This window comes from Paenibacillus sp. FSL R7-0331 (assembly GCF_000758645.1).
GTDB classification, from domain to species: Bacteria; Bacillota; Bacilli; order Paenibacillales; family Paenibacillaceae; genus Paenibacillus_AQ; species Paenibacillus_AQ camerounensis.
Genome location: NZ_CP009284.1, coordinates 3931479 through 3958152 on the forward strand (window position 1 = coordinate 3931479; position 26674 = coordinate 3958152).

At 50.4% G+C, this 26674-nt stretch carries 30 protein-coding genes; 5 read left to right on the forward strand and 25 right to left on the reverse strand.

The window, feature by feature from the left end; all coding sequences use genetic code 11:
* Nucleotides 1-36: 36 nt before the first annotated feature.
* Nucleotides 37-3414 carry a methionine synthase gene (metH, locus tag R70331_RS16560; RefSeq protein ID WP_442950584.1) on the reverse strand — a complete coding sequence of 1126 codons (3378 nt, stop codon included), beginning with the start codon at nucleotides 3412-3414 and terminating at the stop codon, nucleotides 37-39.
* A 180-nt stretch (nucleotides 3415-3594) separates the two neighbouring features.
* Nucleotides 3595-4017, reverse strand: a complete 423-nt coding sequence (locus R70331_RS16565) for a FixH family protein (protein ID WP_042177309.1) — start codon at nucleotides 4015-4017, stop codon at nucleotides 3595-3597.
* A gap of 224 nt (nucleotides 4018-4241) precedes the next feature.
* On the opposite strand from R70331_RS16565, the gene R70331_RS16570 reads away from it, so the two are divergent.
* A complete protein-coding gene (locus R70331_RS16570) occupies nucleotides 4242-4469 on the forward strand; it encodes a hypothetical protein (RefSeq protein WP_156131142.1) in 228 nt (75 codons plus the stop codon).
* A 642-nt stretch (nucleotides 4470-5111) separates the two neighbouring features.
* Here R70331_RS16570 and R70331_RS16575 read toward each other — a convergent pair.
* The 5 genes from R70331_RS16575 to R70331_RS16595 all read right to left on the reverse strand — a co-directional run bounded on the left by R70331_RS16575 (nucleotide 5112) and on the right by R70331_RS16595 (nucleotide 7610).
* On the reverse strand, nucleotides 5112-5324 hold the full coding sequence (locus R70331_RS16575; RefSeq protein ID WP_042177311.1) for a hypothetical protein: 213 nt from the start codon (nucleotides 5322-5324) through the stop codon (nucleotides 5112-5114).
* A 161-nt stretch (nucleotides 5325-5485) separates the two neighbouring features.
* Nucleotides 5486-6271 (reverse strand): HAD family hydrolase, encoded by a 786-nt coding sequence (locus tag R70331_RS16580; RefSeq protein ID WP_042177312.1) that lies wholly within the window; start codon nucleotides 6269-6271, stop codon nucleotides 5486-5488.
* Nucleotides 6272-6311: 40 nt separating this feature from the next.
* The gene (locus tag R70331_RS16585; protein WP_042177313.1) at nucleotides 6312-6839 is read right to left on the reverse strand and encodes a hypothetical protein; all 528 of its coding nucleotides are present in this window, start codon (nucleotides 6837-6839) and stop codon (nucleotides 6312-6314) included.
* Nucleotides 6840-6887: 48 nt separating this feature from the next.
* The gene (locus tag R70331_RS16590) at nucleotides 6888-7091 is read right to left on the reverse strand and encodes a DUF896 domain-containing protein (protein ID WP_042177314.1); all 204 of its coding nucleotides are present in this window, start codon (nucleotides 7089-7091) and stop codon (nucleotides 6888-6890) included.
* A 108-nt stretch (nucleotides 7092-7199) separates the two neighbouring features.
* On the reverse strand, nucleotides 7200-7610 hold the full coding sequence (locus tag R70331_RS16595; RefSeq protein ID WP_042177315.1) for a LysM peptidoglycan-binding domain-containing protein: 411 nt from the start codon (nucleotides 7608-7610) through the stop codon (nucleotides 7200-7202).
* Nucleotides 7611-7840: 230 nt separating this feature from the next.
* Between R70331_RS16595 and lexA the strand changes: the two genes are divergently transcribed.
* Together lexA and R70331_RS16605 are read left to right on the forward strand one after the other, a co-directional pair.
* Complete coding sequence (gene lexA, locus R70331_RS16600) at nucleotides 7841-8467, forward strand: transcriptional repressor LexA (RefSeq protein WP_039873792.1); 627 nt, start codon at nucleotides 7841-7843, stop codon at nucleotides 8465-8467.
* A 166-nt stretch (nucleotides 8468-8633) separates the two neighbouring features.
* On the forward strand, nucleotides 8634-8972 hold the full coding sequence (locus R70331_RS16605; protein WP_042177316.1) for a L,D-transpeptidase: 339 nt from the start codon (nucleotides 8634-8636) through the stop codon (nucleotides 8970-8972).
* A gap of 79 nt (nucleotides 8973-9051) precedes the next feature.
* On the opposite strand, the gene R70331_RS16610 is transcribed toward R70331_RS16605, so the two are convergent.
* The 9 genes from R70331_RS16610 to R70331_RS16650 all read right to left on the reverse strand — a co-directional run bounded on the left by R70331_RS16610 (nucleotide 9052) and on the right by R70331_RS16650 (nucleotide 14147).
* Nucleotides 9052-9270, reverse strand: a complete 219-nt coding sequence (locus R70331_RS16610) for a hypothetical protein (protein ID WP_042177317.1) — start codon at nucleotides 9268-9270, stop codon at nucleotides 9052-9054.
* A 76-nt stretch (nucleotides 9271-9346) separates the two neighbouring features.
* On the reverse strand, nucleotides 9347-9568 hold the full coding sequence (locus tag R70331_RS16615) for a hypothetical protein (RefSeq protein ID WP_042177318.1): 222 nt from the start codon (nucleotides 9566-9568) through the stop codon (nucleotides 9347-9349).
* A gap of 268 nt (nucleotides 9569-9836) precedes the next feature.
* Entirely contained in the window at nucleotides 9837-10028 is a 192-nt protein-coding gene (locus R70331_RS16620) for a sporulation protein Cse60 (RefSeq protein ID WP_042177319.1), read from the reverse strand.
* Nucleotides 10029-10363: 335 nt separating this feature from the next.
* Nucleotides 10364-10660 carry a hypothetical protein gene (locus R70331_RS16625; RefSeq protein ID WP_156131143.1) on the reverse strand — a complete coding sequence of 99 codons (297 nt, stop codon included), beginning with the start codon at nucleotides 10658-10660 and terminating at the stop codon, nucleotides 10364-10366.
* Between the two features lie 283 nt (nucleotides 10661-10943).
* Nucleotides 10944-11429 carry a YhjD family protein gene (locus R70331_RS16630; protein ID WP_042177321.1) on the reverse strand — a complete coding sequence of 162 codons (486 nt, stop codon included), beginning with the start codon at nucleotides 11427-11429 and terminating at the stop codon, nucleotides 10944-10946.
* The gene (locus R70331_RS16635; RefSeq protein ID WP_042177322.1) at nucleotides 11426-12685 is read right to left on the reverse strand and encodes a DNA polymerase IV; all 1260 of its coding nucleotides are present in this window, start codon (nucleotides 12683-12685) and stop codon (nucleotides 11426-11428) included. The genes R70331_RS16630 and R70331_RS16635 overlap by 4 nt, the downstream gene beginning before the upstream one ends.
* A complete protein-coding gene (locus R70331_RS16640) occupies nucleotides 12678-12875 on the reverse strand; it encodes a hypothetical protein (RefSeq protein ID WP_042177323.1) in 198 nt (65 codons plus the stop codon). The genes R70331_RS16635 and R70331_RS16640 overlap by 8 nt, the downstream gene beginning before the upstream one ends.
* Before the next feature lie 245 nt (nucleotides 12876-13120).
* Entirely contained in the window at nucleotides 13121-13789 is a 669-nt protein-coding gene (locus tag R70331_RS16645; protein ID WP_042177324.1) for a DUF8580 domain-containing lipoprotein, read from the reverse strand.
* A gap of 181 nt (nucleotides 13790-13970) precedes the next feature.
* The gene (locus R70331_RS16650; RefSeq protein ID WP_156131144.1) at nucleotides 13971-14147 is read right to left on the reverse strand and encodes a hypothetical protein; all 177 of its coding nucleotides are present in this window, start codon (nucleotides 14145-14147) and stop codon (nucleotides 13971-13973) included.
* Between the two features lie 252 nt (nucleotides 14148-14399).
* Here R70331_RS16650 and R70331_RS32505 point away from each other — a divergent pair, with 252 nt between their 5' ends.
* Nucleotides 14400-14642 carry a DNA-directed RNA polymerase subunit alpha C-terminal domain-containing protein gene (locus tag R70331_RS32505; protein ID WP_442950585.1) on the forward strand — a complete coding sequence of 81 codons (243 nt, stop codon included), beginning with the start codon at nucleotides 14400-14402 and terminating at the stop codon, nucleotides 14640-14642.
* Nucleotides 14643-14828: 186 nt separating this feature from the next.
* Here R70331_RS32505 and R70331_RS16655 read toward each other — a convergent pair whose 3' ends face one another.
* On the reverse strand, nucleotides 14829-15482 hold the full coding sequence (locus R70331_RS16655) for a TetR/AcrR family transcriptional regulator (protein WP_042177326.1): 654 nt from the start codon (nucleotides 15480-15482) through the stop codon (nucleotides 14829-14831).
* A gap of 243 nt (nucleotides 15483-15725) precedes the next feature.
* Between R70331_RS16655 and R70331_RS16660 the strand changes: the two genes are divergently transcribed.
* Nucleotides 15726-16511 carry an SDR family NAD(P)-dependent oxidoreductase gene (locus R70331_RS16660; protein ID WP_042177327.1) on the forward strand — a complete coding sequence of 262 codons (786 nt, stop codon included), beginning with the start codon at nucleotides 15726-15728 and terminating at the stop codon, nucleotides 16509-16511.
* 83 nt (nucleotides 16512-16594) lie between these two features.
* Here R70331_RS16660 and glnA read toward each other — a convergent pair whose 3' ends face one another.
* The 8 genes from glnA to R70331_RS16700 all read right to left on the reverse strand — a co-directional run bounded on the left by glnA (nucleotide 16595) and on the right by R70331_RS16700 (nucleotide 26541).
* Nucleotides 16595-17923, reverse strand: a complete 1329-nt coding sequence (gene glnA, locus R70331_RS16665) for a type I glutamate--ammonia ligase (protein ID WP_042177328.1) — start codon at nucleotides 17921-17923, stop codon at nucleotides 16595-16597.
* A gap of 34 nt (nucleotides 17924-17957) precedes the next feature.
* Nucleotides 17958-18368, reverse strand: coding sequence for a MerR family transcriptional regulator (locus R70331_RS16670; protein WP_019910684.1), 411 nt, complete (start codon nucleotides 18366-18368; stop codon nucleotides 17958-17960).
* A 453-nt stretch (nucleotides 18369-18821) separates the two neighbouring features.
* Nucleotides 18822-20075 (reverse strand): methionine gamma-lyase family protein, encoded by a 1254-nt coding sequence (locus R70331_RS16675; protein WP_042177329.1) that lies wholly within the window; start codon nucleotides 20073-20075, stop codon nucleotides 18822-18824.
* A gap of 26 nt (nucleotides 20076-20101) precedes the next feature.
* Nucleotides 20102-21385, reverse strand: a complete 1284-nt coding sequence (gene hflX / locus R70331_RS16680) for a GTPase HflX (RefSeq protein WP_042177330.1) — start codon at nucleotides 21383-21385, stop codon at nucleotides 20102-20104.
* Entirely contained in the window at nucleotides 21385-22362 is a 978-nt protein-coding gene (locus R70331_RS16685) for an AAA family ATPase (protein WP_081947858.1), read from the reverse strand. The genes hflX and R70331_RS16685 overlap by 1 nt, the downstream gene beginning before the upstream one ends.
* A gap of 141 nt (nucleotides 22363-22503) precedes the next feature.
* Nucleotides 22504-23160, reverse strand: coding sequence for a YdcF family protein (locus tag R70331_RS16690; protein WP_042177331.1), 657 nt, complete (start codon nucleotides 23158-23160; stop codon nucleotides 22504-22506).
* A gap of 2 nt (nucleotides 23161-23162) precedes the next feature.
* Entirely contained in the window at nucleotides 23163-23717 is a 555-nt protein-coding gene (locus tag R70331_RS16695; protein ID WP_039873814.1) for a ribonuclease FAU-1 family protein, read from the reverse strand.
* 187 nt (nucleotides 23718-23904) lie between these two features.
* A complete protein-coding gene (locus tag R70331_RS16700) occupies nucleotides 23905-26541 on the reverse strand; it encodes a transglycosylase domain-containing protein (RefSeq protein WP_042177332.1) in 2637 nt (878 codons plus the stop codon).
* Nucleotides 26542-26674: the final 133 nt, after the last annotated feature.

A 26674-nucleotide genomic window follows, 5' to 3' on the forward strand; every position in this document is an offset into this window, starting at 1 on the left:
CACCTCCCTCGCTTATTTTGGGTTCAGAGCGGGAGATTACTGCTTCTCCACATTGAAATACTGCGCTTCCGGATGGGCAAAGACCATCGCCGAGACTGAGGCCTCCGGCTCCATCATGAAGCCGTCTGTAAGCTCTACTCCGATATCCTCCGGCTTCAGCAGCTTGAACAGGGGACCTTGATCCTCCAGATCCGGGCAGGCCGGATATCCGAAGGATACGCGTATTCCCTGATAGCGTGCGCCGTGCCGCTGCTTCATTGTCATATCTGCCGGATCAGGGAAGCCCCAGGTATCCCGCATCATGTGATGGACGCGCTCGGCCAGCCCTTCGGCTACCTCAAGGGCTACAGCCTGCAGGGCGTGGGATCGCAGGTAGTCACCTTTTTCCTTCAGCTCGGTCGACATTTCGCGGACTCCGTGTCCGGCGGTCACGACCAGGAAGCCGACATAATCCATAACGCCGCTGTCTGCCGGCTTCAGGAAGTCGGCAAGGCACAGATGCGGCTCAACATTCTGCCTTGGGAAAGTAAAGGTATGCAGAATGCTTGACTGATCCTGCGGATCATAGATCAGAATATCGTTGCCGCGCGACTGCGCCGGGAAGAACTGATACAGTGCATGGGGAGCAATTGTCCCTTCGACCATTGCCTGATGCAGAATATCATCCACCGTCTCCTTGAGCTCAACCGTTCGCTGATCTCCGGCAGCAAGCTGGGCTTCCACCGAACCGCGCAGCCCGAGATGATGGCCGAGCAGCATCTGCATGTTCACATAAGGCACAATATGGCCAAGCGGATAATTCCGCAGCACATGACGCTCCAGATCCGGCGGCGTAAATACCGGCGCATCCGCTGAAATCTTCGAGCGTACGGCCCGGGTCAGTTCGGGAAGCTCCTGCTTCGGAGCTACTGCAACCGCAGCCTCAGCTTCCTGACGCACCTCTTCCTCCAGCTTAATCCGCTCCTGCGGATTCATCAGCTTGTTGGCGATATCCAGACCGTCCATGGCATCCTTCGCATACAGTACCAGACCGTCATATTCAGGACGGATACGTGTCTTGGTGAATTTGCGGGTCAACGCAGCGCCTCCTACCAGAATCGGCACATCAATACCCGCAGAGCGCAGATCCTGCGCAGTTGTGACCATCTGCTGCGCCGATTTGACCAGGAGGCCGGATAAACCGATGGCATCTGCTTTTTCGCGGCGGAAGGCTTCGATAATATTCTCAGGCGGCACCTTAATCCCCAGGTTGATGATCTCGTAACCGTTATTGGACAGAATGATCTCCACCAGGTTTTTACCGATGTCATGTACATCGCCCTTGACGGTCGCCAGCATAATCTTGCCTTTCACAGCTGTCTCATCCTTCTGCATGAACTGCTCCAGATGGCCCACCGAGGCCTTCATTACTTCAGCGCTTTGCAGCACCTCAGCAACGATCAGCTCATTGTTATTGAACAGCCGGCCTACTTCAGACATCCCTGCCATAAGCGGCCCGTTGATGATTTCCAGCGGACTGTTTTTACCCAGCGCCTCATTCAGGTCAGGAATAAGCCCCTCCTTGGTCCCTTCAACAACATAGGAAGCCAGCCGCTCTTCCAGGGACAGGTTAGAGATCTTCTCCTTCTTCTCCACTTTTTTCTCGCGGAAGGCGGCGACAAAGGCAGCCAGTGTCTCGTCATTCGTGTTGTAGATCAGCTCTTCAGCAAGCTTGCGTTCTTCATCCGGGATGGAGGCATAACGTTCCACCTTCTCGGTGTTCACAATCGCATAATCCAGCCCGGCCTTTGTGCATTCGTACAGGAACACAGAGTTCAGCACTTCACGTCCGGCCTCCGGCAGCCCGAAGGAGACGTTGCTGATCCCCAGGATGGTGTGCACCCCGGGAAGAGCTTCCTTAATCAGCCTGATACCGTCGATGGTTTCTTTGGCCGACCCGATATATTGCTCATCCCCTGTTCCGACAGGGAACACCAGTGTATCAAAGATCAGATCCTGCGCCTGGAGGCCGTACTTGTTCACCAGCAGATCATGGGAGCGCTTCGCAACTGCAAGCTTGGCATCCGCCTGGATTGCCTGTCCGGTTTCATCAATGGTACCGACTACAATTGCCGCCCCGTACTTATGGATCAGCGGTGTAACATGCTCGAATTTCTCCTCGCCGTCCTCAAGGTTAATGGAGTTAATGATCGCCTTACCCTGACAATACTGCAGTGCGAGATCAATGACCTTAGGGTCCGTGGTATCGATCATCAGTGGCACTTTAACCTTTTTAACTACCAGCTCCAGGAACTTCTTAATATCCTCGCTCTCATCTCGGTCCGGGTCCTGCACACAGACGTCGATGACCTGCGCGCCGCTCTTGACCTGTGCCCGCGCAATCTCTGAGGCTTCTTCATACTTGCCTTCGACAATCAGCCGCTTGAATTTCCGCGAGCCCAATACGTTCGTGCGCTCCCCGACCATATAAGGACGGTTGGCATCCTCTACGTACACCGGCTCAATCCCGGACAGCGCAGGCGGATGAGTCCCGTTCAGCGGACGGGGAGGATAGGTCGTAATCTGCTCTACCATAGCACGGATATGATCCGGTGTCGTTCCGCAGCAGCCGCCGGCGATATTCAGCCAGCCCTTCTCGGCAAAACCTGCCAGCTTACGGGCCAGCGAATCCGGTGACTCATGGTAATTCCCGTTCTCATCCGGAAGTCCGGCATTCGGATAGCAGCTTACAGCCGCCGAAGAAATCTCCGACAGCGACCGGATATGATCACGCATAAACTCAGGACCTGTAGCACAGTTCAGTCCAATCGAGATCGGATTCAGATGCTCAAGCGAGATGTAGAACGCCTCGATATTCTGGCCGGCCAGCGTTGTACCCATCGGCTCAATCGTTCCCGAGATCATTACAGGAAGCGTAATGCCTGTCTGTTCAAAAGCATTGCGGATTCCGATACTGCCCGCCTTCACATTCAGTGTATCCTGCGACGTTTCCAGCAGCAGGGCGTCTACTTTACCGTCGATAAGGGCAACCGCCTGCTCCTGGTAGCTGCCCACCAGCTCCTGGAAGGTCACGCCGCCGGTCACAGACAGTGTCTTGGTCGTCGGCCCCATCGCCCCCACTACATAACGCGGATGCTCAGGTGTATCGTATTTGTCTGCAGCATTGCGGGCCAGCCTTGCCGCCTCCAGGTTAATCTCACGCGCCCGCTGCGGGATATCGTATTCCGCCAGCACGACGGAAGTCGCGCCAAAGGTATTCGTCTCTATCAGATCCGCGCCAGCCTCCAGGTATTTTTCATGAATGCTTTGGATGACCTCCGGACGTGTAAGCACCAGCATTTCATTGCAGCCGTCCAGCTCTTCTCCGCCAAAATCCTCTCCGGTAAGGGGAACCTGTTGAATCATTGTACCCATTGCTCCGTCCAAAATCAGTATGCGCTGCTCCAAGCTCTCAGCAAGTGTATATTTAGCCACTTTTTTATCCCCCCCGAAAACATTAGAGTTAGTTTAGCAGAATAAAGAGAAATCGGAAAGCATTGCTTTCCACTCTGCATAATTGTTATTATTTGGCGGTTGATGCAGAAGGCAGTGCAGCTACGGCTGCACTGTCAGCATTTTGCCGGGCATGGAGTGCTGGGTGCGGGCAGTTACATGTGAAGTAACCTTATATTCGCCGTCCTCTTCAAAGGTCCATTCCGCCTCATACACGCCGTCTCCGGCAGAGACTCCCTTCACTTCAACCTTTACCGTCTCATCCTCACTGCTTACCACTTCAAAAAGAACTTCCCGTGCGTCCTCTACCGCCTCGCCGGCCTGGGTAACCGCCGCCTGAAAAGTTACCGGCTCGCCCGCTTTCGCCTGCTGCGGACTCCAGCTCAATTCCACCTGAATCGGTTCCATAGAAGCATTAGCGGCAGCATGCATATGATTATGCTCCATACGGTTTGACGAACAGCCTGCCAAAGATACCACAGCAATAACGGACAGTGCAGCTGCCAGCTGCTTAGGTCTGATCATCCGGCATCCTCCCGATTGAATAGTAAGGTTCCCTTCGAAGCTTACAACGCGAGTAATCCATTCTGTATCTATTATACATATAATTTTAACTATTGCTCCGGCATTAAATCGTTAACCGCATTAAATACGCATATTCCCGTATCTCCTCTGACTATATCCCCCTCCAATTCACCCTTCTTCCAGTCACTGCATAAGCTGTCGCCATAATGACTGTAGAAGGGTTGTTGAACAGATTGATTAGCAAAGATCCTGTGTATCACATCTTGAAGCTGCTGCAGGAACAGGGAGAGCCTAACTTCAGGCAAACCGGCATGGATGAAAGAGACTTTGCGGCTGCACTGAAGCACATTGTCGACGCGGGTTATACAGACAGCAGCGGAAGCGGTCTCACTCAGGCCGGGCTTGATTACATCACCGGTTACGAAAGAAGAATCAGCGACAGCCGGAACTAAGTGCCACAGCGGGGGGGTCCCATAAGCCATGAAATGGCTGGGACACCCCTTGTTTTGGAGTTGGATGGACGTTTGCGCTCGGTGAGGACGCTCCGCGAACGAAACGTTGTTACAATCGCTGTGCCCTCCAGATTTTTTTCATTCCCCTTAGCGGTGAAAATCCGGAGACCAAGGCGACCGCTATCGCTTTCCACAATTATTCCGTTCTCTCCGCTCTTTAAGCGGGAAATGGAAATGGACTACAATATTTATAAAAACGCAAAAAAAAAAGAAACCTCTCTTTTGGTAAAATGGAGTTGCCACACAACCATTTCAAAGGAGCGGTTTCTTTTGTACATTCAATATACCATGGACCAACTTTGCCTCCAATGAATCTTTTTTGAGTATTAAGCTTTTGAAGATAGAGGCCTGTCTCCGCTAGTATACTTTTGGGACAGCCTTAAATGTACCTGATTATCTCCAGCCTTTCCGGCGGCTGGTGTTATCGGCTTTAATTAGGGCCGGTGCAATTTGTTACGCCGCGCTTCCTTCCTTCGTCTCCGTTTCTTACGGTTAAGGACAAGCTCCAAAAAGAGCTCAACAATAACCCCTACCAGATCAGCCATCAGCTTCCCTCATATTTCGGTGCCAAGAGCACAGCGCTTAGAGATTGCCGTCCTTTTTGACCGTTTCATACCGTTCACGGATTTCCAGGTTTTTGGCATGATTGTATAAATCCAAGGCTGCAATCGCCCTGAGAGCAAGCTTAACGAACAGAACAAAGACAACGATCCCTGCCCCTATGCATGCCAGCCACACTAAAAAGAAAAACACACTGAATGCTCCGCTAACAAAAAATCCGGGTTGGCTTATCATCGTATATATCAGCTCCTTAACATAATGTATTTATTGAGTATACCTTATCTGGAATATTATGTATGTAATGAGCGGTAAATCACACGCTTAAAGGCATTCTAAGCCGCATAAAAACAATAAAAAAGCCGGCCTCCTATGCAGGAGACCGGCCCGGAAAGATTCTATAGTGATTGTACCAGCGGAAGCAGCTCAGAGAGATGACCGATTCTATAATCCGGCTGAATCTCAGGATCAGGCGCTTTCTCTGTCCGGTTGATCCAGACGGTCGTCAGGCCGGCAGACAAGCCGCCAAGAATATCCGTTGTAAGCTTGTCGCCTACCATAATTCCCTGTTCAGGAGCAATATCCAGCAATTCAAGCGCATGCCCGAAAATCGCCTTATCCGGCTTACCCTTGCCGAAGCTGCCTGAGATGACTACATGATCGAAATAAGGAATAAGCTCAGGTACGCCGTCCAGCTTCTCCTGCTGCAGGGCCGGGCAGCCGTTGGTGAGCAGCAGCAGCTTCACTTTACCGCGCAGCTCATCCAGCACCTGCAGTGTTTCTTCATACATATAAGGACGGCTGCGGCGCTCCTCACCGAACTTGGCCGCCAGCCGTTCAGCCAGCGCCTCATCATGTATACCGAGGGATGCCAGGCCGCGGCGCCAGGATTCCTTGCGGTATCCCGGGGCAAGCTGCTCCAGCTGGCGGAATTCCTGTTGCTCTCCGGCAGTAAAGTTTGCCCATAGCGCTTCGAACGGATTAATCCCGATCATCTTCGTGAACGGAAACGTCTCATACGATTCATAGAGGCCTCTGGCCTCCCTACGGACCGCAGCCTCCAGCTCCTGAGGGTCCACTGTCTCGCCCGCTGCTTCGCAGGCGGCACGGAAGGCTTCCTCAACACTCCGCTCATCCCAGAGCAGTGTATCGTCAAGATCAAACAATACGGCGGTAATCGGCATTATATCGCTCCCTCTCCCCATGCTGGTCTATCTTATCTTTCTATTCGTGCACTACTTCGATATTATTCGCTTTGGCGAACTGCTCCAGCCGTGCTCCCATAGCCGCTGTATCATAACGGTTCAGGAATCTGGAGAACACCCACTGCTTGCGCTTGCCTTTATATTTGAGGGAAACCATGCTGCGGGACAGAATAATCTTCTCAATCTCTGCCGCCTGCAGCCAGCGCTCACGATTAAATTTTATAGTGGAAACTCTGGCCCGCTCAACCTTCAGATAAGGACGGCGGAAGAAGATCAGGGCTGCCAGTAAGAAGTAGAGGACAACGCCCAGCCAGTTAGCCAATATCCCCTGGCCTCTCGCTTCGTCAATGGAACCCACTACCCAGAACATAACACCTAGCAGCAGCAGAACGATAGGAAATACAATGTTGCGTCCTTTGAAAATATCGCTGCTTCCTGCAGCTGTCGATGATTTTGAAGCATAAATCGTTTCCTTGCCTTGCTTCTTTCGTTGCATATTAACTTGCTTTGAGTTGCGTTGAACCATTCTTTCCCAAGAACGGGCCATGTGAGTTCCCCCTAGTCATCCTAAAATATCTATGACAAAGACACAGGACTAATGTGTAAGCCCTTTGTTGCCCTGATCATCGTTGTCCACGATCTCAATCGTATCCAGCTGTGCACGGAAGTTCTTGCGGATGTTGCCAAGATAAATCTCGCGGAGCTCGGCGCGTTCGGCCAGTTCCTCTTCACTCAGGCCGCTGCTCTTCTGCTTGCGTGCCAGTTCATTGATGCGTGCGACCAATTCGTCAATATTCAATGCGTTCCCCTCCCTTTAAATTCATTCTAACTTTGCCATGAGAAAAAGAGCTTGTCAAGGTCTCCTCCCTGAAAGCTCTTCCTGTCGTAACTATAATCTCTCTAACCATTAGTATGCAGGCAGCGTAAGCACATCTCCGGCCCGTATTGAGCTCCCCGAAAGCCCGCTTGCCTTCTTAATTCCTTCTATATATACAACCGTCCTCATCTCCGACGGTTTATGTTCAAGCGCAATGCTCCACAGTGAATCTCCGCGTTCTACGACTACACGTTCAGCCGGAGTTATCGGGGATACTGAACCTGCAAACACATTGCCTACCACAGTAAAGCCGGAAATCACCAGCATCAGAATCAGGGCAAGCTTCAACAGTTGGCCTCCGTTGAACAGGCTCATCAGCGACCCGTATAGGGATGCTGATGTATTCTTCAAGCGGGTTACATATTCTAAAACAGAGGCATCGGCAGTCTGAACCTCATGTGTCTCATCATAGATGCTGCGGTAAGTACTGTATTTTAACAATTTCATCGACCTCCAAACACTTGTTCTTAAATTTGAGATTACTATAACACGAACATGTGTTTTGATCAATAGATTTTTTCGAACAATTGTTCCCCTTTTTACTTTGGATCTATTATGCCTCCCTGCCAGTTGCATCCAAATGCTATTAAAAAATAGTTAGAACTTATGTTTGTACGAACGGAAGTTCTATGTTATAATTTTCCCAAACATACTATATGGGGTTGATTCCAATGTCAAAGATTTCGAGTCGTCAGCTGGCGATCCTGGAATTCATACGTAACGAAGTCCGCAGCAAGGGTTATCCTCCGTCCGTCCGTGAAATCGGGGAAGCCGTGGGCCTTGCCTCCAGCTCAACCGTACATGGTCATCTGGACCGTCTCGAGAAGAAGGGCCTGATCCGCCGTGACCCTACTAAGCCTCGCGCAATAGAGCTGCTTGGACAGGAAGATTCAGAGAATGTACATCAGTTCGTACAGACGGTTACCCGCATTCCTGTTGTAGGTAAAGTCACCGCCGGGGTGCCGATTACCGCTACCGAGAATATTGAAGATTATTTCCCGCTGCCTACCCATTATGTCGGTGACAACAAGGTGTTTATGCTCTCCGTATTAGGAGACAGCATGGTGGAAGCCGGAATTATGGACGGCGACTACGTTATTGTCCGCCAGCAGCAGACGGCAGACAACGGGGATATCGTTGTAGCGATGACTGAAGAAGATGAAGCTACTGTTAAGACCTTCTATAAAGAACGTGACCATATCCGCCTGCAGCCGGAGAATCCGGCTTATGAACCGCTCCGCTTGAACCGCGTTACCATTTTAGGCAGAGTCATCGGACTTTTCCGCGATATTCACTAATTCTTTCCACTTGAGGCTGCTCCGCATAATTGCGGAGCAGCCTTTTTCCTGCCTAATCATTTGGATTAACAGCTTGTCCGCCCCCGATACTCCTGCCCCCATCCGTCACTGGTAACCGCATCCGTACTCCGCACATATTCTGGTATGAGAAGGAGTGCTGATAACTATGCCCAATTACCGGATTATTGTTGATCTGTCGCAGCGTATGCTGTATCTCCTGGATAATGATATTGTGACGCGGGGTTTCCCTGTAGGGATTGGCACGATGCTGACTGCTTCACCTGAAGGCGAGTATACCATTATTAACAAGCAGCCTAATCCCGGCGGGCCGTTCGGTGCTTTTTGGATGGGATTGTCCAAACCCCATTACGGTATCCATGGCACGAATGACCCTGCCTCGATCGGCCATATGGTCTCACACGGCTGTATCCGGATGTATAACGAAGACGTACTCGCCCTATCCCGCCTTGTTTCCATCGGAACAAGGGTCACTATCAGGCAGTAATTGCACACAGCAAGGGGCATCCCGAGCAGCCATATTACGGCTTGCGGGATGCCCCTTATTCTTCTATATTCGCGATGTTCTACAGCACGCTGCGCAAAAGTCTGATGGCGATTCGGTTCAAGCGCAGGGCTTCCCGGATCGACACCCTTGCTGCCAGCAATTCACGTCTGGCCCGGCTGGGATTAGGCAATCTGCGCAGATTCTCGTTAATTTCTTCAAGCCGCTCCAGAAGGATAGACCGCTGCGCCAGCAGGACACGGATTGCTCTGCGGATTCTTAAGCGTTCTCTTTCTGCCATATTAACACCTCTTTTACTGTTTTATAGTATAAGAGATGCTGCAGTGGCTCTTCCTGCCTGTGTGAATTGGCAGCTGTTATTTTTCGGGTATACGCACACGGAACTCAAAATCCTTACGCCTGTAGGTCATACCGCCCAGCTCTATGTATTCGGGTGTCCATCTTTGCAGCGGACCGGCACAATCCGCAAAGACCGGCGGCTTCCCCTCCTGCACCTGCAATACATATATATCCGCCTCAGCAAGCGCTGCAGCAAATAAATCCGCATCACATACCAGTACCTTATAAGTCGTGTTCATCCGCTTCCTCCTTGCAGACAGATTCATCTACCTTACGGCCAGCATAAACAAATACTTTTTAAATATAACACAATTGGTAATGTATGTATGTGATAATTTCCTTAGCTTGCAGAAGAAAAAGCATCACCGCAAGCTCTCTGTTAGCGAAAGCCTGCTGATCATGCTTTTTCTACTCTTTATTTCCTAGCCCCAGGTGTAAAAAACCACCAGAACCACAATCATTAACGTCGAAGCAAAGGACAGCCAGGTAAACAGCCGGTCCCAAAAATTATTTTTCATCTGTCTTATATACCACCAATATTGTACTGCGCTGATGCTCAGCCCCGTCACGTGAAGATTTAACGACCGAGCCGTAGCAGATATTCACTACCTGCTCTTCCGCCAAGCCTTTGAGGAATTCATTCGCTTTGTTCTCCGCATAAAAATTATCCCCGTCCACAAACTCTTTTACCTGTATCATGGTATTCTCCTTTTTCGTTGTTCTCATACTTGCTATTGTATTGGTACACATGAATTAGATAGCAGCGAAATGCACATGGCGCATCACCCCTCCACTAACATTTAATGTAAAATAGCCCTAAATGAACAGTAAGACATTCCGCAGAGAGCTGCGAAATGTCTTACTGTCTGCCTAGCTTAACACCCGGTGTAAGAATGGTCAAATACTTTTTACACAATTATACAATGGCCTGTTCTGTCTCATCCCTCCGGTAATCCGGTTTCAGCTTCAACGCCAATAACAGCAAAAACCCGCCAGAATCATTATCCTGGCAGGTTACTCTAAACCTTATATATTTAAGTTTGAGTAAGAAGAAATTTCTGTAGCGCAAGTTCAGTCCTGGCTGCCTCCGCGGCCGCTTCAAGTGACGGAATCCACAGTATGGAATCTTGCCTGATATAATGGAGTACGGCTTCACTGCTCCGGTCAAAATCCATCAGATGCTCACTCCCGGCCCGCTCCATCCGTTGTCTTGCGAGTTCCAAGACCTTGACATAATCAAGCCTCAGCTGCGTCTGTATTTCTCTGTCTACGGACCTTAATTTTGCCCAGGCAAAGACTCCGCCCTCCACAATCTGCTCTGAATCTTTCATATACTCAACACCTGAATGATCCGTAATAAATCTGATAACCCTATCTTCAATCACCCGGTAACGATCTATTATTGTGTTGTCATATTGCATTTAACACTCCCTTCCAACCTAAAATATGCAAGAAGGACCTTTCTGTCGCTCGCGCAGTGAAAGGTCCCTTGGATAAGAATCACACGAATAAGTTAGTTTAACCATAACCTATCTCCGGCTTAATGTATACCTTATCTGCTAATTTCTTTCAAATTAAGGGGATAAGCTGCCGCCGGGCCGCTGACAGAATGCTTTATTTCAACTGCTCCTTAAGCACCGCTCCAAGCTCAGCCGTGTAGCGCGTAAGCCTCAGGCTGATCTCTGTCCGCATAATGTCGCGCGTAAGCCCGAACCGCTCCTGGTAGCCGCGGAAAAAGATTTTATAATACATCAGAAAGTCCTCCTGCTCATCGGCGAGCACCCTGATGTTGCGCTGTCTGAGCTCTTTTTGCAGCCTGTAGGTGTCCTGCATCACCCGGTTTTGGATAAAGCGGCCGCCCATTAAGTACATCTTGGTAAGCATGTTGCCCGACCGTTCGATCTCCTCGATGCTCTTGCTTACCATCGTATCTATGTAAGGCAGCAGAATCAGATCACGGACCATCGTGCGTTCGTCATTTGTGAGCATCGTCCTGCTGTTATTCCCCTTCTCTCCCTTTTCCTGCTGCTCATACTGGTCCACATGCTCGCTCATCAGCATTTTGGTCTTCCATCTCTCGTTTCCGTCTAGCTTGCTCATTTATAATGACCCCCAATCTGTTCGGCACGCTCCAAAGCAACCCCGGATTCAAGCAAGGAGGAGGCACGAATGAGCGCCCGGCTGCCGTATCTGGTTTTGATCTGGTCAATGGCCCGCTCTTTGTTGTAGGTGCGGATCCGGTCATCGAATAAGGTCAGCTGCATTACGCTGTCATCGGTCAGCTGAGAGACGGATATAGCCAGCCGGCTCAGCGGCATCCCGGTCCAGTGATCCACAAACAAACGGTAGGCCGCCGCTGCCACCTCATGTGTCAGAAATGAGGGCTCGGGAAGGGTCATCTGCCGGCTGTAGGAATGGGAAGTGTTGCCGTCCGTCTCGGACACCGCAATCGAAACCACCGAGCCCATATAACGGTACCGCCGCGCCCGCTGGCACACCTCGATCACAAGCTCCAGCAGCACCACCTCAATGTCACTCAGCCTCGTATACAGATTCCAGCGCAGCGCCTTGCCATGGCCCACAGATTTGATCTGGTGCCGGATTCCCGTAACGACAGGACTGGGATCGATGCCGCGGGCTGTCTGCCAGTAATATTCCGCCTGGATATCACTCTGTTTGCCCATGGTCATCCGCATTCTCCGCTTGAACTCCCCCAGCTCCATCCGGGCAATGTCGCCGATCGTGGTTATACCCATCCGGAAAAAGTTTTTGGTCATCCGTCCGCCCACCATAAACATGTCATGGACAGGAAGCGGCCAGAGCGCTTCATCCAGATTGTCGTATCCGAGCCGGAAAACACCGCCCGTCTGCTTCTTGGCCAGATTGTTGGCCATTTTGGCCAGGATTTTGGTCGGCCCGACACCCATCCGGGTCCATACGCCGGTGGATAACATCACATGCTGCTGTATAGCAGAAATGACCTTTTGCAATTCCCCGCCGAAAAAATTCAGCGAGCCCGTCACATCCAGAAACTGCTCATCAATGCTGAACGGCTCGACCATATCTGTATACCTCTCGTAGATCTGTGAGATCAGCAGGGACACCGTGATATACGTCCGCATCCGCGGCCGGATCACGACGAGTCCGGGACATTTGGTCATCGCTTCGCCTACACGCGAGGCGGTAGTAACCCCTTGGGCTTTGGCAAGCGGACAGGCAGCCAGCACAATCCCGTTCATCCGCGCCGGATCACCCACTGCCACCGGCAGATCTTTATATTCAGGATGAGCTGCCTTCTCCACGCTTGCGTAAAAGGACTGGCAGTCCGACAGTACAATAACCCGATCCTTAGGCATATTTCCGCCCCCGTACCGGGTGCCACGCCAGAATATTCGAGAGCAGAAATACCCGCGGCGCCCCCGCCGTTAAACAGGTTGCCCGGATGCGCCCGTCACGGATGGCGAGTACTTCGATCTTCCGCTGAGTGATCTTGCCGGATTTGTCCAGATATACAATTTCAATGATTTGACCCATAGCCATTCTCATGACCGATCGCCCCCAACAAATAAGAACATTTGTTTGTATTATAACCAAACATGTGTTCTCTAATCAATCATGAGTATATTCCTCCACTGTCATTATTATGTATATTAAAAAAATCCGTAAGAACTTGCCCGCTTACACAGGCTCATTCTTACGGATTTCATTCTGCAGCGGCTGCCGCTTCAGGGGCTTCAGAACTCTGCACGGAATGCCGTCTGCTACTTCTTTCGCAAGCATCGGGGAGCGGATTACTCCGCCTCAATAGTAGACAGGGATACTGTCGTCCAAGGACTAAACTGCTCTGCCGAATCTCCCCCCGGATTGTGTATCCGCAGCAGGTAGGCATCTCCGGCCTCATTCTTCCACACCATATAATCCTCCACACCCTTTTCGTTGCTTACCTGGAGGTACAGCTCCGCAAAGCGCAGGGGATGCTCGAACAGTTCCCCGCTGTAGTCTTTAGCGCCGGCAAGCTCGGTTTGTCCCTGCTGCTTCAGGGCAGCAAGATCATAGCCGGCCGGCAGCGGCTCAATCTCCGCATAATAGCTGGAGTCCGCAGTCAGCGACAGACGCCCGGTCTGCGCATCAAAGGTATAGCCGTCAAATATATACAGCGAGTAGCCGTCACCCTGCTCAAGCGTCCCGTCCTGTCCGGGAACACCGCCCTCCTGCTCACCAAAGCTCTGCGTCTGCGGCCGCTCGGCTGACGCAGGTGCGCTCGCCTCCGGACTGGCAGACGCTGCTGCAGGTGTAGCAGACGGCTCAGGACTGGCTGTAGCTTCGCTGACAGGCGTTGCAGCTGGAGCGGATGCTGTAGGCTCCGCCTCATTCACCGCCTCATTATTACTGCATGCGCCCAGAATTGAGGCTGACAAGAGAAGAACACTTGCTGCTGTAGCTAGCATCGATTTTTTCATGTTATACCTCCTCGTCTGATTAATACTTATTACCCACATAGCTGATACATTATCTGTCCCGATAAGGACCGTACTCTAACTAAACGCAAAAAACCGCCGGAATGTTACTCCTGACGGTTCGTTTGTTATGTATAAAAAATAATCCGGCCTGCGAACATTACAGTAAAAAAGGATAACCTGCTCAGATGATTATTTCCAGCAGACTGCCGAATACATAGCCGATCTTATAGGATTCCCTAACCAGCCGCTCCATAACACCTATTGCAAAGGTAGTCATATTAAGCACGGCTGTCAGGGCAAGAATAAAAATAAGGGGGAGCAACGCACGGAATGCTTTGTTTACGTCTTCTTTTTTCATACTAATGTTTCCGCCTTTCAGTAATTTCAGTTCATTCAACAGGGATGCCTGCGTGTGAAAGTATAGTCAGCCTTAGCTTTTCAAAATCAAGATTCTTAAAATCTTCTCTGGAACAATGTGTAAATACTATAGATTTAAGTGTAGATTCAACAGAAAAACTATTGCAAAATCATCTCAATTATTTATAATATTTACCAGATGAATGAAGGGAGACAACATGTGAGCTTGTCTGCTAGAGATACGCTCCCCCTCATGTCTTACTTTAATATTGACCGCAGCTTATATGCACAACCTATTCACAGCTTAAGGCAGAGAACGACCAGGAACCCAAAAAGCATTTCCCGTATTCTTAATTCATTACATGACAGCAACTACATCACCATTGGTGATTTGATGAAGGCTTCATTGACTGAATTGCTTTGCTTGAGGAATTTCGGCGTCACGGGGCAAACGATTGTTATTGAGTTGTTAGAGGCATATGTAAAGACATGTTAAGAGTACTGTCTGAGATGTACTAAGGAACCTTTATTTAAAGGTTCTTTTTTTTCTATAAGAATAATGAGAAAATCCAAACAGTATTGTGACATGGAGAAAAAATCAAGACTATTAACCAAAGCGTAGACAGATGCTAATAATCACGATTCCATAACAGCGGCTTATATTACATTAGATGTTACTTAATTAACGATCGTCCCTATAAAACGTGTGGATTAAATTCGACACAGATCTGTCGTATAGCCTTTTTGCTGTTTCCTCGTTTTGAATATGTCCCCCTAAATACAGGTGAATAACACCATGCAGCGATGCCCAAATAAGATTAACAACAAGCAGGGGTTCCTTCTCGGAAATAACCCCCTGCTCAATGCCATTTGTAATAATGTCGGTTAGTTGTTGCAATGCGGTTACCATAGCCTGTAAACTCTCCGCTTCCGGTTTGAATTCGCTAAAGGCCCCACCAAACATCACCATATAATAACTGGTATACTCCTTCGAAAAATTCCAGTAGGCTTGCCCAAGATTAAGAAGATATTGTTTAAGATCTGCTTGCATGGGAACAGCCTGAAAGGCATCCGCTAGTAATTTGCAACCTTCCATAAAAAGTTCTTTTGCAAGACCTTCCTTACTTCCGAACAAGTTATAAATTATTTTGGTGGGACATTCCATTTTTTCAGCCACTCTGCGAATGGTTACCGCCTCAGGACCGGATTTCTGCATAATCGATGCAGCAGTTTCAATAATATTGCGTCTCAATAGTTCATTATGCTGAATTTTGACTTTTGGGTAGGTTATACGTTGATGATTGTCTGTGGAAGGGAGATCTGATGAATTTTGCATATATTTTCACACCTTTGTGCCTTTAGTTTTATCGCCTTACCTATTTCTCCAGGGCTCATTCTACTGTTCTGGAGGATTAAATGCTGATTTATCATCAATATATTGTACATGTATCTAATTAAATAAGCCAGTTGTCCAACGCTATTAGGCTCTCTAATTGACAGCGTAGGTTCATTCGGATACAATGATTCAAAATGAAACATTGTTTCTAATGGTTAATTAAAAAGGAGAAGTGATCTAATAATGATTGCAATTACAAACAAATGGACGCTGATAACAGGTGCCTCTTCGGGTATAGGTGAAGCCTTTGCACATGAGTTTGCAGCAAGAGGAAGCCACTTGATTTTAGTTGCCCGCTCAGAAACTAAGCTCATTAATTTAGCGGAGAGACTACATAAAAAACACGGTATTCAAGCACAGGTAATGGTTTCTGACTTATCTCACAATGGTTCTGCAGCGGAACTCTATCAGCAATGTGTTCAACGCGGTCTGAATGTTGATTGTTTAATTAATAATGCGGGATTCGCTACCCATGGATTATTCGAACAACTGTCAGGACCAAGACAACATGATGAAGTGATGCTTAATGTAGCGGCTGTTGTAGATCTTACTCATTTATTTTTACCGGATATGTTGAATAAGAAAAGCGGAATGGTTATTAACGTGGCATCAACTGCAGCATTTCAGCCTACTCCTAGTATGGCGGTATATGGGGCTACAAAAGCATTCGTGTTATCATTTACAGAGGCGCTATGGGAAGAAAATCGAAAACGCGGCGTACAATTTCTTGCGTTATGTCCCGGGTCTACGGAAACAGAATTTTTTAACATTGTAGGGACGGATGAAGCCTCTGTCGGTAAGCGGGATACTCCAGAAAATGTGGTTCAGGTTGCACTTCGTGCGCTTCAAGCTAAAAAGGTATATGCAATCCCGGGGATTAAAAACTTTATTTCTGCGCAAATGCCTCGCTTCTTCACAAAAAAACAAATACTTTTTGTTGTCGGGAGAATGCTTCGGACACGTCATTAAACCACCTTATCGATAAGCAACCAACCAGCTCCGATGCACAACAAAAAAACCCCAACGCCAGCGGCGTCAGGGGTTAATTCATCCTAGTAAAGCGTCATGTACTGTGCTCTTTCCCACTCGTGAACCTGGGTCCGGTAGATGTCCCACTCGATTTCCTTCAGTTCATAGAAGTGAGCCAGCGCGTGTTCGCCGAGGGCTTCGGTGATGACATGGCTGCGGATCATTTCGTTCAGGGCTTCCTTCAGATCGGACGGCAAGCTTGGGATGCCTTCTTCGATCCGCTCTTCCTCAGACATCACATAGATGTTGCGGTCGATCGGTGCAGGAAGATCCAGCTGGCGCTTAATTCCGTCAAGACCTGCCTTAAGCATTACAGCCAGTGCGAGGTAAGGGTTAGCTGCCGGGTCCGGATTACGAACCTCAATGCGTGTGCTAAGACCTCTGGAAGCAGGGATACGGATCATAGGGCTGCGGTTGCTCGCAGACCACGCTACGTAGCAAGGCGCTTCGTAACCCGGAACCAGACGCTTGTAAGAGTTAACCGTAGGGTTAGTAATAGCGGCAAAAGCACGGGCATGCTTCAGAATACCTGCCATGTAATAGCGTGCGGTTTTGCTCAGACCCAGTGTATCGCTCTCATCGTAGAACATATTCTCGCTGCCTTTGAACAAGGATTGGTGTGCGTGCATACCGGATCCGTTCATGCCGAAAAGCGGCTTAGGCATAAAAGTAGCATGCAGGCCGTGCTGACGGGCTACCGTCTTCACAACGAGCTTGAAGGTCTGAATCTGGTCAGCGGCTTTGATGGCGTCCGCATATTTGAAGTCGATTTCGTGCTGGCCGGAAGCAACCTCATGGTGGGAAGCTTCAATTTCAAAGCCCATTTCCTCAAGTGTCAATACGATTTCGCGGCGGCAGTTCTCCCCAAGATCCATCGGCGCCAAATCGAAATATCCACCCTGGTCATTCAGTTCCTGTGTCGGGTTACCCTTCTCGTCGGTTCTGAACAGGAAGAATTCCGGCTCCGGTCCAACGTTCATCGCTGTATAGCCCATTTCTTCGGCTTCCTGGAGACAACGCTTCAGAATACCGCGCGGATCGCCGGCAAACGGTGTTCCGTCAGGCATGTACACATCACAAATCAGACGTGCAACCCGGCTGTCTGTCACCCAAGGGAAGATAACCCAAGTGCTAAGATCAGGATACAGGTACATATCGGATTCCTCAATACGTACATAACCTTCGATGGAAGATCCGTCGAACATCATTTTATTGTCGAGTGCTTTTTCAAGCTGACTCACGGGAATTTCAACGTTTTTGATCGTTCCCAGCAGGTCAGTGAACTGCAGACGAATAAAACGGACGTTTTCTTCTTTGGAAATGCGGATAATATCCTCTTTGGAAAAACTCACGATACCCTCTCCCTTTCAACCTCTAATTAGTTGTTTATTTATTAAAAAACCGGGATAGCTCGCCTTGAATAAGAGATACTTGTCCCGGTCTTTTACCGGAAACCAGTTCCTGCTTAAGCAAACGGTGAAGCTGTGAATCAGACAATTCTCTACGTCTAACCTCTGTGTCAGGGGTAATAACCGTAGCCTCTTCGGATTCCTTCGAGACCGGATTCATCACCTGCTTAATGCCGGCAATGTTAACTCCCTTCTCAATCAGTGCTTTGATTTCCAGAAGGCGCTCAACATCATTGAATGAGAACAAACGCTGGTTGCCGGAGGTACGCGCTGGTACGATCAGGCTGTGCTGCTCATAATAACGAATTTGTCTAGCAGATAAATCGGTTAACTTCATTACGATTCCTATAGGAAATAATGCCATATTTCTGCGGATTTCATCACCCATGACTCATCCAACCTTCCAATGATCTTTTTCTCATCTCATTGTACATTTCTTAATTTGGCGTGTCAATGGTATGTAAGTTTTCTTTACAACATTAGTAGACTACTGCGAAACAGAAGGTTACCTGGATGTAAGCTACAAAAGGATGAAGTCTACCGCAGTATATCACATCGGACAATCCGGAAGCAAAAATCGGCCATAGATCTGGCCTGGAAGCCTCCGTCAGTATTTTTCCCGTTTTTCCGGCACATATCCCAATCTGGACAACACCCTGACTTTCGGCGTTAATGTTCCGTGAACGTGAATACGGTAGTGTAAATAACCTATAGAGCTTTTTCCTGTTCAGCGGTAGTGCCTGCAGACAAAAAATATAACCCCGCTTAATAAGCAGGGTTATTACAACAACCCGGTCTCCCGCCGTTAAACGGCTGACCGCCAATATCATTCTCGTCCACGCTATAAAAGCTTCCGCTCCCGCATGCTCTGCAGCGCCATCAGAACGCCGAATTTCACGTGGGAGTATGTCAGTCCGCCCTGCATGTAGCCGATGTACGGCGCACGGATCGGCGCATCTGCAGAGAGCTCCAGGCTGCCGCCCTGGATGAAGGTACCGGCTGCCATAATGACCGGATGCTCATAGCCCGGCATGTCCCACGGCTCAGGAACGACATGGCTGTCCACCGCAGCTGCGCGCTGAATGCCCTGTACGAAGGCGATAAGATGCTCGGCACTGTCAAAAGAAACCGCCTGGATCAGATCCGTACGCGGCTCATCCCAGGCTGGCTTGGTCGTGAACCCGCAGCGCTGGAATACAGCAGCCGCGAAGATACTGCCCTTAACGGCCTGTCCGACCGTGTGAGGGGCCATGAACAGCCCCTGGTAGAGCCCGCGTGTCGTCCCGAGCATCGCACCCACTTCGCCGCCGATGCCCGGAGCTGTCAGCCGGTAGGCTGCCAGCTCTACGAGATCGCTGCGGCCGCAGATGTAGCCGCCGGTCTCGGCTATGCCGCCGCCGGGATTTTTGATCAGCGAGCCGGCGACCAGATCAGCGCCGACCTGCGGCGGCTCCAGCTTTTCGGTAAATTCACCATAGCAGTTGTCCACGAATACAATCACTTCCGGCTTCAGCTCTTTTACCCGGGCCACCATCTCCCCGATCTCAGCCACGGTAAAGGAAGAACGCCAGTCATAGCCGCGTGATCTTTGAATGCCGATTACCTTCGTCCGTTCATTAATAGACAGCTCTACCTCGTCCCAGTCAATCTTGCCGTCTGGTGTGAGCGCCGTCTCTCTATAAGTGATCCCGAAGTCAGCCAAGGAGCCGGTTCCGTCCCCCGGCTTGCCTACCACCTTATGCAGCGTGTCATAAGGACGGCCGGTAATGTACAGCAGCTCGTCTCCGGGCCGCAGCACACCGAACAGCGCCGTAGAGATGGTATGCGTCCCCGAAGCAAAGTGCGGGCGCACCAGCGCGCTTTCCGCACCGAACACCTCGGCGTACACCAGATCCAGCACCTCACGGCCCCGGTCATTATAGGCGTATCCGGTAGAACCGGCAAAATGGAAGTCGCTGACCTTCTGGCGCTGAAACGCCTCGATCACCTTCCATTGATTGTGATCCACAATTTTATCCAGTGCTTTTACCGCACCTTCTATTTCAAGCTCTGCGGCCTCTGCCGCCTGTAAGATATCCTCTGCAAAAACAGCCATTTCCCCTTATTCGCTCCTAACATTATTTACTGCACAACGAATGCTTCCAGCTTATAGCCCCATTTATCGTAATCCTCTTTGTTCAGGCGGACACTGTACAGCACATCGTTCTCTTCGTAATTGGTCTCCAGCACCTCTCCTACCCGGTACAGCAGCGAGGATAGATCCCCCCGGTCCCCGGGAATGCGGAATACCAGCGTATCTCCGGCCAGCTCATCGGCAATCAGATCGGTGACACGGGCCAGATCCTCAGCATTAAAAGCGCTGATCTTCAAATAACCCGGGCCGGCCGGCAGCATCTCCAGCTGCTCCGGCTGGCAGAGATCACACTTGTTGAACAGGACCACCCGCGGCTTGCCGGCAGCTCCAAGCTCCTGAAGAATGGTGTCTACAACCTCCATCTGCTCCTCCCGCATCGGGGAGGAAGCATCCACCACATGCAGCACCAGATTAGCCTCATTCACTTCCTCCAGCGTTGCGCGGAAGGAGGCGACCAGATCATGCGGCAGGTTCTGGATGAACCCGACGGTATCCGTCAGCACAACCTCTTTGCCCGCCGGCAGCTGGAGCACACGTGAGGTAGGGTCCAGCGTTGCGAACAATTGATTCTCAATATAGACGTCGGCATCGGTCAGCTGCTTGAGCAGCGTCGATTTGCCCGCATTGGTGTAGCCCACCAGCGCCACCTGCACTGCCCCGCTTTTGCGGCGGCGTTCACGGTGCAGCTCGCGCGTCTTGACGACCTCATCCAGCTGGCGCTTAAGCTCGGTAATCCGGCCGCGGATATGGCGGCGGTCTGTCTCCAGCTTGCTCTCACCCGGACCTCTGGTGCCGATACCGCCGCCGAGCCTGGACAAATTTTTACCGTGTCCGGACAGACGGGGCAGCAGGTAGGAATGCTGTGCAAGCTCTACCTGAATGATGCCCTCTCTGGTCTTGGCTCTGCCCGCGAATATATCCAGGATCAGCTGCGTACGGTCGATAATTTTCATATCGAGCGCTTCCTCCAGGTTACGAACCTGGGCTCCCGACAGCTCCTGGTCAAAGATCGCCGTATTGGCGCCTAGCCCGTCTGCAGCCATCCGCAGCTCCTCCACCTTACCTTTGCCGATGAACCACCTGGAGTCAGGGGTTTCCTTGTTCTGGCGGAGTACATCCAGCACTTCCACTCCGGCCGTTTCGGCCAGCTGAACCAGCTCCTGCAGGGAGAGCTCAGGATCAATGCCTGTGCGTTTAATTTGGTCCGTGACGAGACTGACGAGAATCGCCCGGTCCTGTACATCTGTCTGTGTATCATGTGTTAGCGACATTAATAGAATGCTCCTTCTTCTTTTACCTGTATCTTTTTGTTTGCCTGGGTTATATTACTGTCTGCCCTTATGCTCTCTTCGATAAACGTTATATCCCTGGGCAGCAGCGTCATCAGATCTTGCCGGGACAATTTGGTCTGCCTGCTCATCAGCCTGACTGCCTGCTGCCTGATTGCTCTTTCTATCACATTCCTGACAAACCGGGCATTGCTAAAAACCGTATCATCCAGCTTCTCATCCAGAATGATCTCCTTAAGCCTGGCTATAGTCTCGGTCATCAGCGTATAATCCCGTTCCCCTGCCATTTTGGCAGCGATCAGCACCAGTTCACTGATGCTGTAGTCATCAAACTCGATTTTTATCGGGAACCGGGACGGCAAGCCGGTATTGGCCTCCAGCAGCATATCCATCTCTTCCGGATAGCCGGCCAGAATGATAATGAGGTCGTTATGCTTATCCTCCATCATTTTTACCATGCAATCAATCGCTTCCTTGCCGAAATCCTTATCACCGCCGCGGGCCAGACTGTATGCCTCGTCAATGAACAGGATGCCGCCGAGTGCTTTTTTAACCAGATCGCGGGTCTTTTGTGCGGTATGCCCGATATATTCACCGACCAGATCCGCGCGCTCCACTTCAATCAGATGCCCTTTGCTGAGCACACCCATCCGCTGGAACAGCTTGGCGACAATTCTGGCGACAGTAGTCTTGCCGGTCCCGGGATTACCCTTAAATACCATATGGTACACATGATGATTAACCTTGAGACCCATTTCCTGTCTTACTTTCTCGATCTGTAAAAGAGCATAGATTTCATAAACCAGCTCCTTCACCCTCTCAAGACCAACCATATCGTCCAGTTCATGAAAAATCTCTTTAATGGAATCCGCATAACCCGGTGCCGGTGCAGCCGCATGTTCGGTAACAGCCACGGTTGCTTTAGCACTTTCCTCAATGCTCTTGAAGGTAATATTCATCCTGGATTCATTAATTGTAATCTGTCTTGCATCATCCAATTCGATCACCTCTATCCGGGGCTGGCTTGCTCTAACTCAAGTCTATTCCGGATAATGGGACGTTATTAGCAGATTCGGGAACTTTATCCTTACCCTGCAGGGTTACATAAACAGCTGCTGGATTTTCCACTTGGTATAGGCCAGAATCTCCCGTGATTTATATTTGAGCATAGACATCGTCTGCGACTCTGTTACGCCCAGCTGCGGAGAAGTGTAGCCGAATTCAGCTGCCATCTCGATCGCCCGCTGCCCGTGAAAGGTGTGGGTGATAATGACAGCGGTTGTCATGCCTTCGCGCTGCATGATCTCCCGGCTGAACTTCAGATTCTCGTAGGTGTTGGTAGATTCATTCTCCATCAGAATGGCTTCATCCGGCACGCCCTGCTCCACCAGATAATTGCGCATCCCCTGGCCTTCCGTGTACTGATAATCCGGATTGTCGAGTCCTCCAGAAACGATGAAGCGGCTGAACTTTCCTTCCTTATAGAGCTCCAGCCCGTAATCCAGGCGTTCCTTCAGGCCGGGGCTGGGCTCGTCCCCCCACATGGACATCCCGAGAATAACCCCCGCGTCAGCAGGTACCATCGGCGACGCCGTCACTGCACCATTCACACGATTGAACACAATTGCGCACCAAAGCAACCCGGCCGCCGCCAGAGTAACACAGGCGATCAGCAGATTGCGTTTGAGCCGGGAACGTCTTCTCCGCGATACTTTGCGTATCGGTGACGTGCCCTTTTGATAAGAATACCATTCCATTTCTATTTCCTCCTGAATTCTCCGTGATGAAACAATTCGGCACGATGCTTCAGAGAAAGGGAAAAATAAGGAAAGGCGTGTGCATCTATGCTGCGCAGGATTCCTTTGGCTGTTGTCCAGGCCAGCTTGTAATCACTGTCTGTAATATCATTGCGTTCCCGCGCCTCCTCAAGCTCATCCTCATCCAGCAAAAATACTTCCCCGTTCCACAGCACCACCACATCCAGATACAAATCATCGAACCATGGAACTCCCTGATCTGTAACCCCCTGGACCTTGCAGGTGTCGATATACCATTGTACGATATTCTGCCGCTCGTCAAACATGGCTGTAACAATATAATGGCTGTCTTTGGGAAAATACTGCAGCCAGGAGTATCCCTTGTCCGCGATACGGTATGTATGCCTGCCATAGCTCTTCCAGAGCGGTTCCTTCAGCCCGTAGATCGTATAAAGTGTAATGTAACCGCTGAATTCCCGGGTCTCCACATAGCGGCAGGCAAAATGGCGGCGCGTAATCCGGCGCCAGTTGGCCCGGTCTCCGAATTTACGTTTCATATGAATGACCCTCTCGAATAATGGTGTATCCAGCTTAACATATTTAGCAGGCACACTCAAAACAAGACTTTCCATAATACGACAACAGCCCTATATTCCCTGACAGCAAAAACAGGCAGGCTCCTTTTAAATAAGGAAGCCCGCCTGCCGGCATCGTTACTGTAACCAGAAAGCCTTCTGCAAAAAGCTATTGTATACTCCCGTCTCCTTCTGCCATTCCTGCAGCCGGGTCGACCGGATCAGCCGTCCCGTTATCCGGTCCGGCATTGCCGCCGCCAGGCACTGCTTCAGGCGGAGCGGTTGGCGCAGGTGTGGCCGGAGGCAGCGTCGGTAAAGCTTCCGGCGTATTTACCGGTACTCCGCCGCCATTACCGTTTCCGTTACCGCCGTTGCCATTACCATTTCCGTTGTTACCATTACCGTTTCCGTTACCATTGCCGTTATTGCCGCCATTGCCGTTGTTGCCGTTTTCTCCGCCGTTTCCGTTACCGTTTTCGCCGCCTGAGGGATCATCGGTCGGCTGATTCGGATCCAGTGTAGGTTCCGGCTCCATTGTCGGCATCTCGTCCTGAACGGATACGGTAACCCTATCGGAAGGCTCACTCTCCTGGTCAAGCTCCGGATAATAAGCTGTGACATAGTATTCGTACGTCAGTCCAGGCATGGCGCTGATATCTCCCACAGTGGCAGACATTGTATTCAAGAGCGCCGTAAATTCGCCCTCCGAGGTCTCGCGCCGGTAGATCCGGTATTCTACACCCTCAACCTGCGCCGGTTCCCAGCTCAGATTAACGGTCATTGTGGACGGATCATACGCGGCAGACAATCCGTTTACAGGCTGCACAGCCTCCGGAGTTACCGTCGGCTCGGGTTCATTCGAGCCTGATGGTGACGGGAAGGATTTGGCCGGAACCCCTTTGAGCGCCTCTTCCATTACCTTGCCCCAGAATGCCGCCGCCAGCGGACTGCTGTTCTTCAGCAGATGCGTCTTGCTTGGCTTGTCATAACCCATCCAGACCGCTGCCGTCCATTCCGGAGTATAGCCGACGAACCAGACATCACGGTTCGAGCTGATTCCGGAGTAACCGCTCTGTGTGGTACCGGTCTTGCCGGCTACCGGACGGCTGATCTTGGCTTTTTTACCCGTACCGTCTGTTACAACCTCCTGCAGCATTTCGGTCATCTGATAAGCGGTATCCTCGCTCATCACCCGCTCAGGATTTGTGTTGGCACGGTAGACCGTATCGCCGTCACTGTTCTCGATTGATTTGATGGAGTACGCCTCGCGCAGCTCACCGCCGTTCGCAAAGGCGCTGTAAGCCTGGGCCATCTCCAGCGTATTGGTGCCTTGCGATACCCCGCCCAGTGCGAGGGCCAGGTTCTTGTCATCGTCACTGAGATTGATACCGAGCTTCTTCGCAAACTGGAAGCCGGTATTTACACCGATTTCATTCAGCAGCCAGACTGCCGGAATATTCTCCGACTTCGTAATCGCCGTGCTCATGCTGATTGTTGAGGAGTACCCGTGCAGATTATTCGGGCAATAGGTGCCGAAGCACTGCTTCTCATTACTCAGCATCGATGAGGTTGTGAACTTACCGGATTCCAGAGCCGGTGCATAAGCCACGATCGGCTTAATGGACGAGCCCGGGGAACGGCGGCTGTCGTTCACACGGCTGAAGCCTTTTTTCTCATAATTACGTCCGCCCATCAGGGCAACAATGCTGCCGTTCTCCTGGTTGATGATCGTCATTGAGCCCTGAACAAGCTCATCGTCAACGCTTTTTTCAAAATTATCGCTGTCGGCAAAAGCATCCTCCACCGTCTGCTGGGCATGTTTATCCATGGTGGTGTAGATTTTGTATCCGCCGATGTTCAGATCATCTTCAGTCAGCCCGAACCGTTCCTCAGCCTCATCAATCGCAAAATCAATAAAGGCCTGATAACGCTGTTTGCTTTCCGGCGGCTTATAGCTATAATCCACCACCTTGGCCTCATCCATCTCTTCCTTGGTGATGTAGTTCTGATCATACATAAGCTGCAGCACGACTGTGCGCCGCTCTTTGGAAAGCTCAGGATTACGCAGCGGATTGTAACGGGAAGGCCCCTTCGGCATCGCTGCCAGCGTAGCCATTTCCCACAGCTCCAGATCGGCCAGGTTGCTCTTGCCGAAATAACGGATAGACGCTGCCTTAATACCGTAAATCGTTCCGCCGAACGGAATACGGTTAAGATACATCGTAATAATTTCATTTTTGGTCTTCGAGTTCTCCAGCGCAACCGCAATGGATACCTCAGTCGCCTTACGGAAGAACGTCTTGTCACGGGTCAAAAAGATATTTTTGGCGAGCTGCTGGGTGATGGTACTGCCGCCCTCCACCATGCTGCGTGCTGCAATATCCTTCACCGCTGCGCGGCCGATGGACCAGAAATCGACGCCCTTGTGATCGAAGAAGCGTTTATCCTCCGTGGCCACGAAGGCGTTGATCAGCTCCTCAGGAATATCTTCATATTCTACCGGATCGCTTTTTTCCAGTGACAGCTCGGCGATCAGATTGGCATTCCGGTCAAAAATCTGCGTCGGCGGATTGACCGTCAGCTTATCCTGGTTCGCGGTCAGCAGCTTCTGACCGTTCAGCATAATGAACATATAGCCGCCAAGCGCACAAAAAATGGCCAGAGCCATCGCAAAAAATAAACTCCACAGCACACGCTTCTTGGTTAGGAACTTTTTCTTTTTCTTGGGCTTAGGCTTTCCTGCGGATTTTGCAGAGCCTGTCTGTCTATTTCTGTTGTTTGTCCTGGATATTTCGTCTCTGGACATACTGCCTCCTGACTCCCTTTCGGAAATATCTTCAAATTTGCGGGCACGAATGAAAAGAACAACCTTCGCAGGTTGCTCTCGCGCACTCTATTCAAACGGTTTATAAACAAAAAAGTTTCGCTTTAAGGCTGTA

Excerpts from the sequence above, each read along its gene's own strand:
- metH (WP_442950584.1), bottom strand. The coding sequence starts at position 3,414 with ATGGGTACAATGATTCAACAGGTTCCCCTTACCGGAGAGGATTTTGGC.
- R70331_RS16565 (WP_042177309.1), bottom strand. The coding sequence starts at position 4,017 with ATGATCAGACCTAAGCAGCTGGCAGCTGCACTGTCCGTTATTGCTGTG.
- R70331_RS16575 (WP_042177311.1), bottom strand. The coding sequence starts at position 5,324 with ATGATAAGCCAACCCGGATTTTTTGTTAGCGGAGCATTCAGTGTGTTT.
- R70331_RS16580 (WP_042177312.1), bottom strand. The coding sequence starts at position 6,271 with ATGCCGATTACCGCCGTATTGTTTGATCTTGACGATACACTGCTCTGG.
- R70331_RS16585 (WP_042177313.1), bottom strand. The coding sequence starts at position 6,839 with ATGGCCCGTTCTTGGGAAAGAATGGTTCAACGCAACTCAAAGCAAGTT.
- lexA (WP_039873792.1), top strand. The coding sequence starts at position 7,841 with ATGTCAAAGATTTCGAGTCGTCAGCTGGCGATCCTGGAATTCATACGT.
- R70331_RS16605 (WP_042177316.1), top strand. The coding sequence starts at position 8,634 with ATGCCCAATTACCGGATTATTGTTGATCTGTCGCAGCGTATGCTGTAT.
- R70331_RS16610 (WP_042177317.1), bottom strand. The coding sequence starts at position 9,270 with ATGGCAGAAAGAGAACGCTTAAGAATCCGCAGAGCAATCCGTGTCCTG.
- R70331_RS16615 (WP_042177318.1), bottom strand. The coding sequence starts at position 9,568 with ATGAACACGACTTATAAGGTACTGGTATGTGATGCGGATTTATTTGCT.
- R70331_RS16620 (WP_042177319.1), bottom strand. The coding sequence starts at position 10,028 with ATGATACAGGTAAAAGAGTTTGTGGACGGGGATAATTTTTATGCGGAG.
- R70331_RS16625 (WP_156131143.1), bottom strand. The coding sequence starts at position 10,660 with ATGAAAGATTCAGAGCAGATTGTGGAGGGCGGAGTCTTTGCCTGGGCA.
- R70331_RS16630 (WP_042177321.1), bottom strand. The coding sequence starts at position 11,429 with ATGAGCAAGCTAGACGGAAACGAGAGATGGAAGACCAAAATGCTGATG.
- R70331_RS16635 (WP_042177322.1), bottom strand. The coding sequence starts at position 12,685 with ATGCCTAAGGATCGGGTTATTGTACTGTCGGACTGCCAGTCCTTTTAC.
- R70331_RS16640 (WP_042177323.1), bottom strand. The coding sequence starts at position 12,875 with ATGAGAATGGCTATGGGTCAAATCATTGAAATTGTATATCTGGACAAA.
- R70331_RS16645 (WP_042177324.1), bottom strand. The coding sequence starts at position 13,789 with ATGAAAAAATCGATGCTAGCTACAGCAGCAAGTGTTCTTCTCTTGTCA.
- R70331_RS16650 (WP_156131144.1), bottom strand. The coding sequence starts at position 14,147 with ATGAAAAAAGAAGACGTAAACAAAGCATTCCGTGCGTTGCTCCCCCTT.
- R70331_RS32505 (WP_442950585.1), top strand. The coding sequence starts at position 14,400 with ATGTCTTACTTTAATATTGACCGCAGCTTATATGCACAACCTATTCAC.
- R70331_RS16655 (WP_042177326.1), bottom strand. The coding sequence starts at position 15,482 with ATGCAAAATTCATCAGATCTCCCTTCCACAGACAATCATCAACGTATA.
- R70331_RS16660 (WP_042177327.1), top strand. The coding sequence starts at position 15,726 with ATGATTGCAATTACAAACAAATGGACGCTGATAACAGGTGCCTCTTCG.
- R70331_RS16670 (WP_019910684.1), bottom strand. The coding sequence starts at position 18,368 with ATGGGTGATGAAATCCGCAGAAATATGGCATTATTTCCTATAGGAATC.
- R70331_RS16675 (WP_042177329.1), bottom strand. The coding sequence starts at position 20,075 with ATGGCTGTTTTTGCAGAGGATATCTTACAGGCGGCAGAGGCCGCAGAG.
- hflX (WP_042177330.1), bottom strand. The coding sequence starts at position 21,385 with ATGTCGCTAACACATGATACACAGACAGATGTACAGGACCGGGCGATT.
- R70331_RS16685 (WP_081947858.1), bottom strand. The coding sequence starts at position 22,362 with ATGAATATTACCTTCAAGAGCATTGAGGAAAGTGCTAAAGCAACCGTG.
- R70331_RS16690 (WP_042177331.1), bottom strand. The coding sequence starts at position 23,160 with ATGGAATGGTATTCTTATCAAAAGGGCACGTCACCGATACGCAAAGTA.
- R70331_RS16695 (WP_039873814.1), bottom strand. The coding sequence starts at position 23,717 with ATGAAACGTAAATTCGGAGACCGGGCCAACTGGCGCCGGATTACGCGC.
- R70331_RS16700 (WP_042177332.1), bottom strand. The coding sequence starts at position 26,541 with ATGTCCAGAGACGAAATATCCAGGACAAACAACAGAAATAGACAGACA.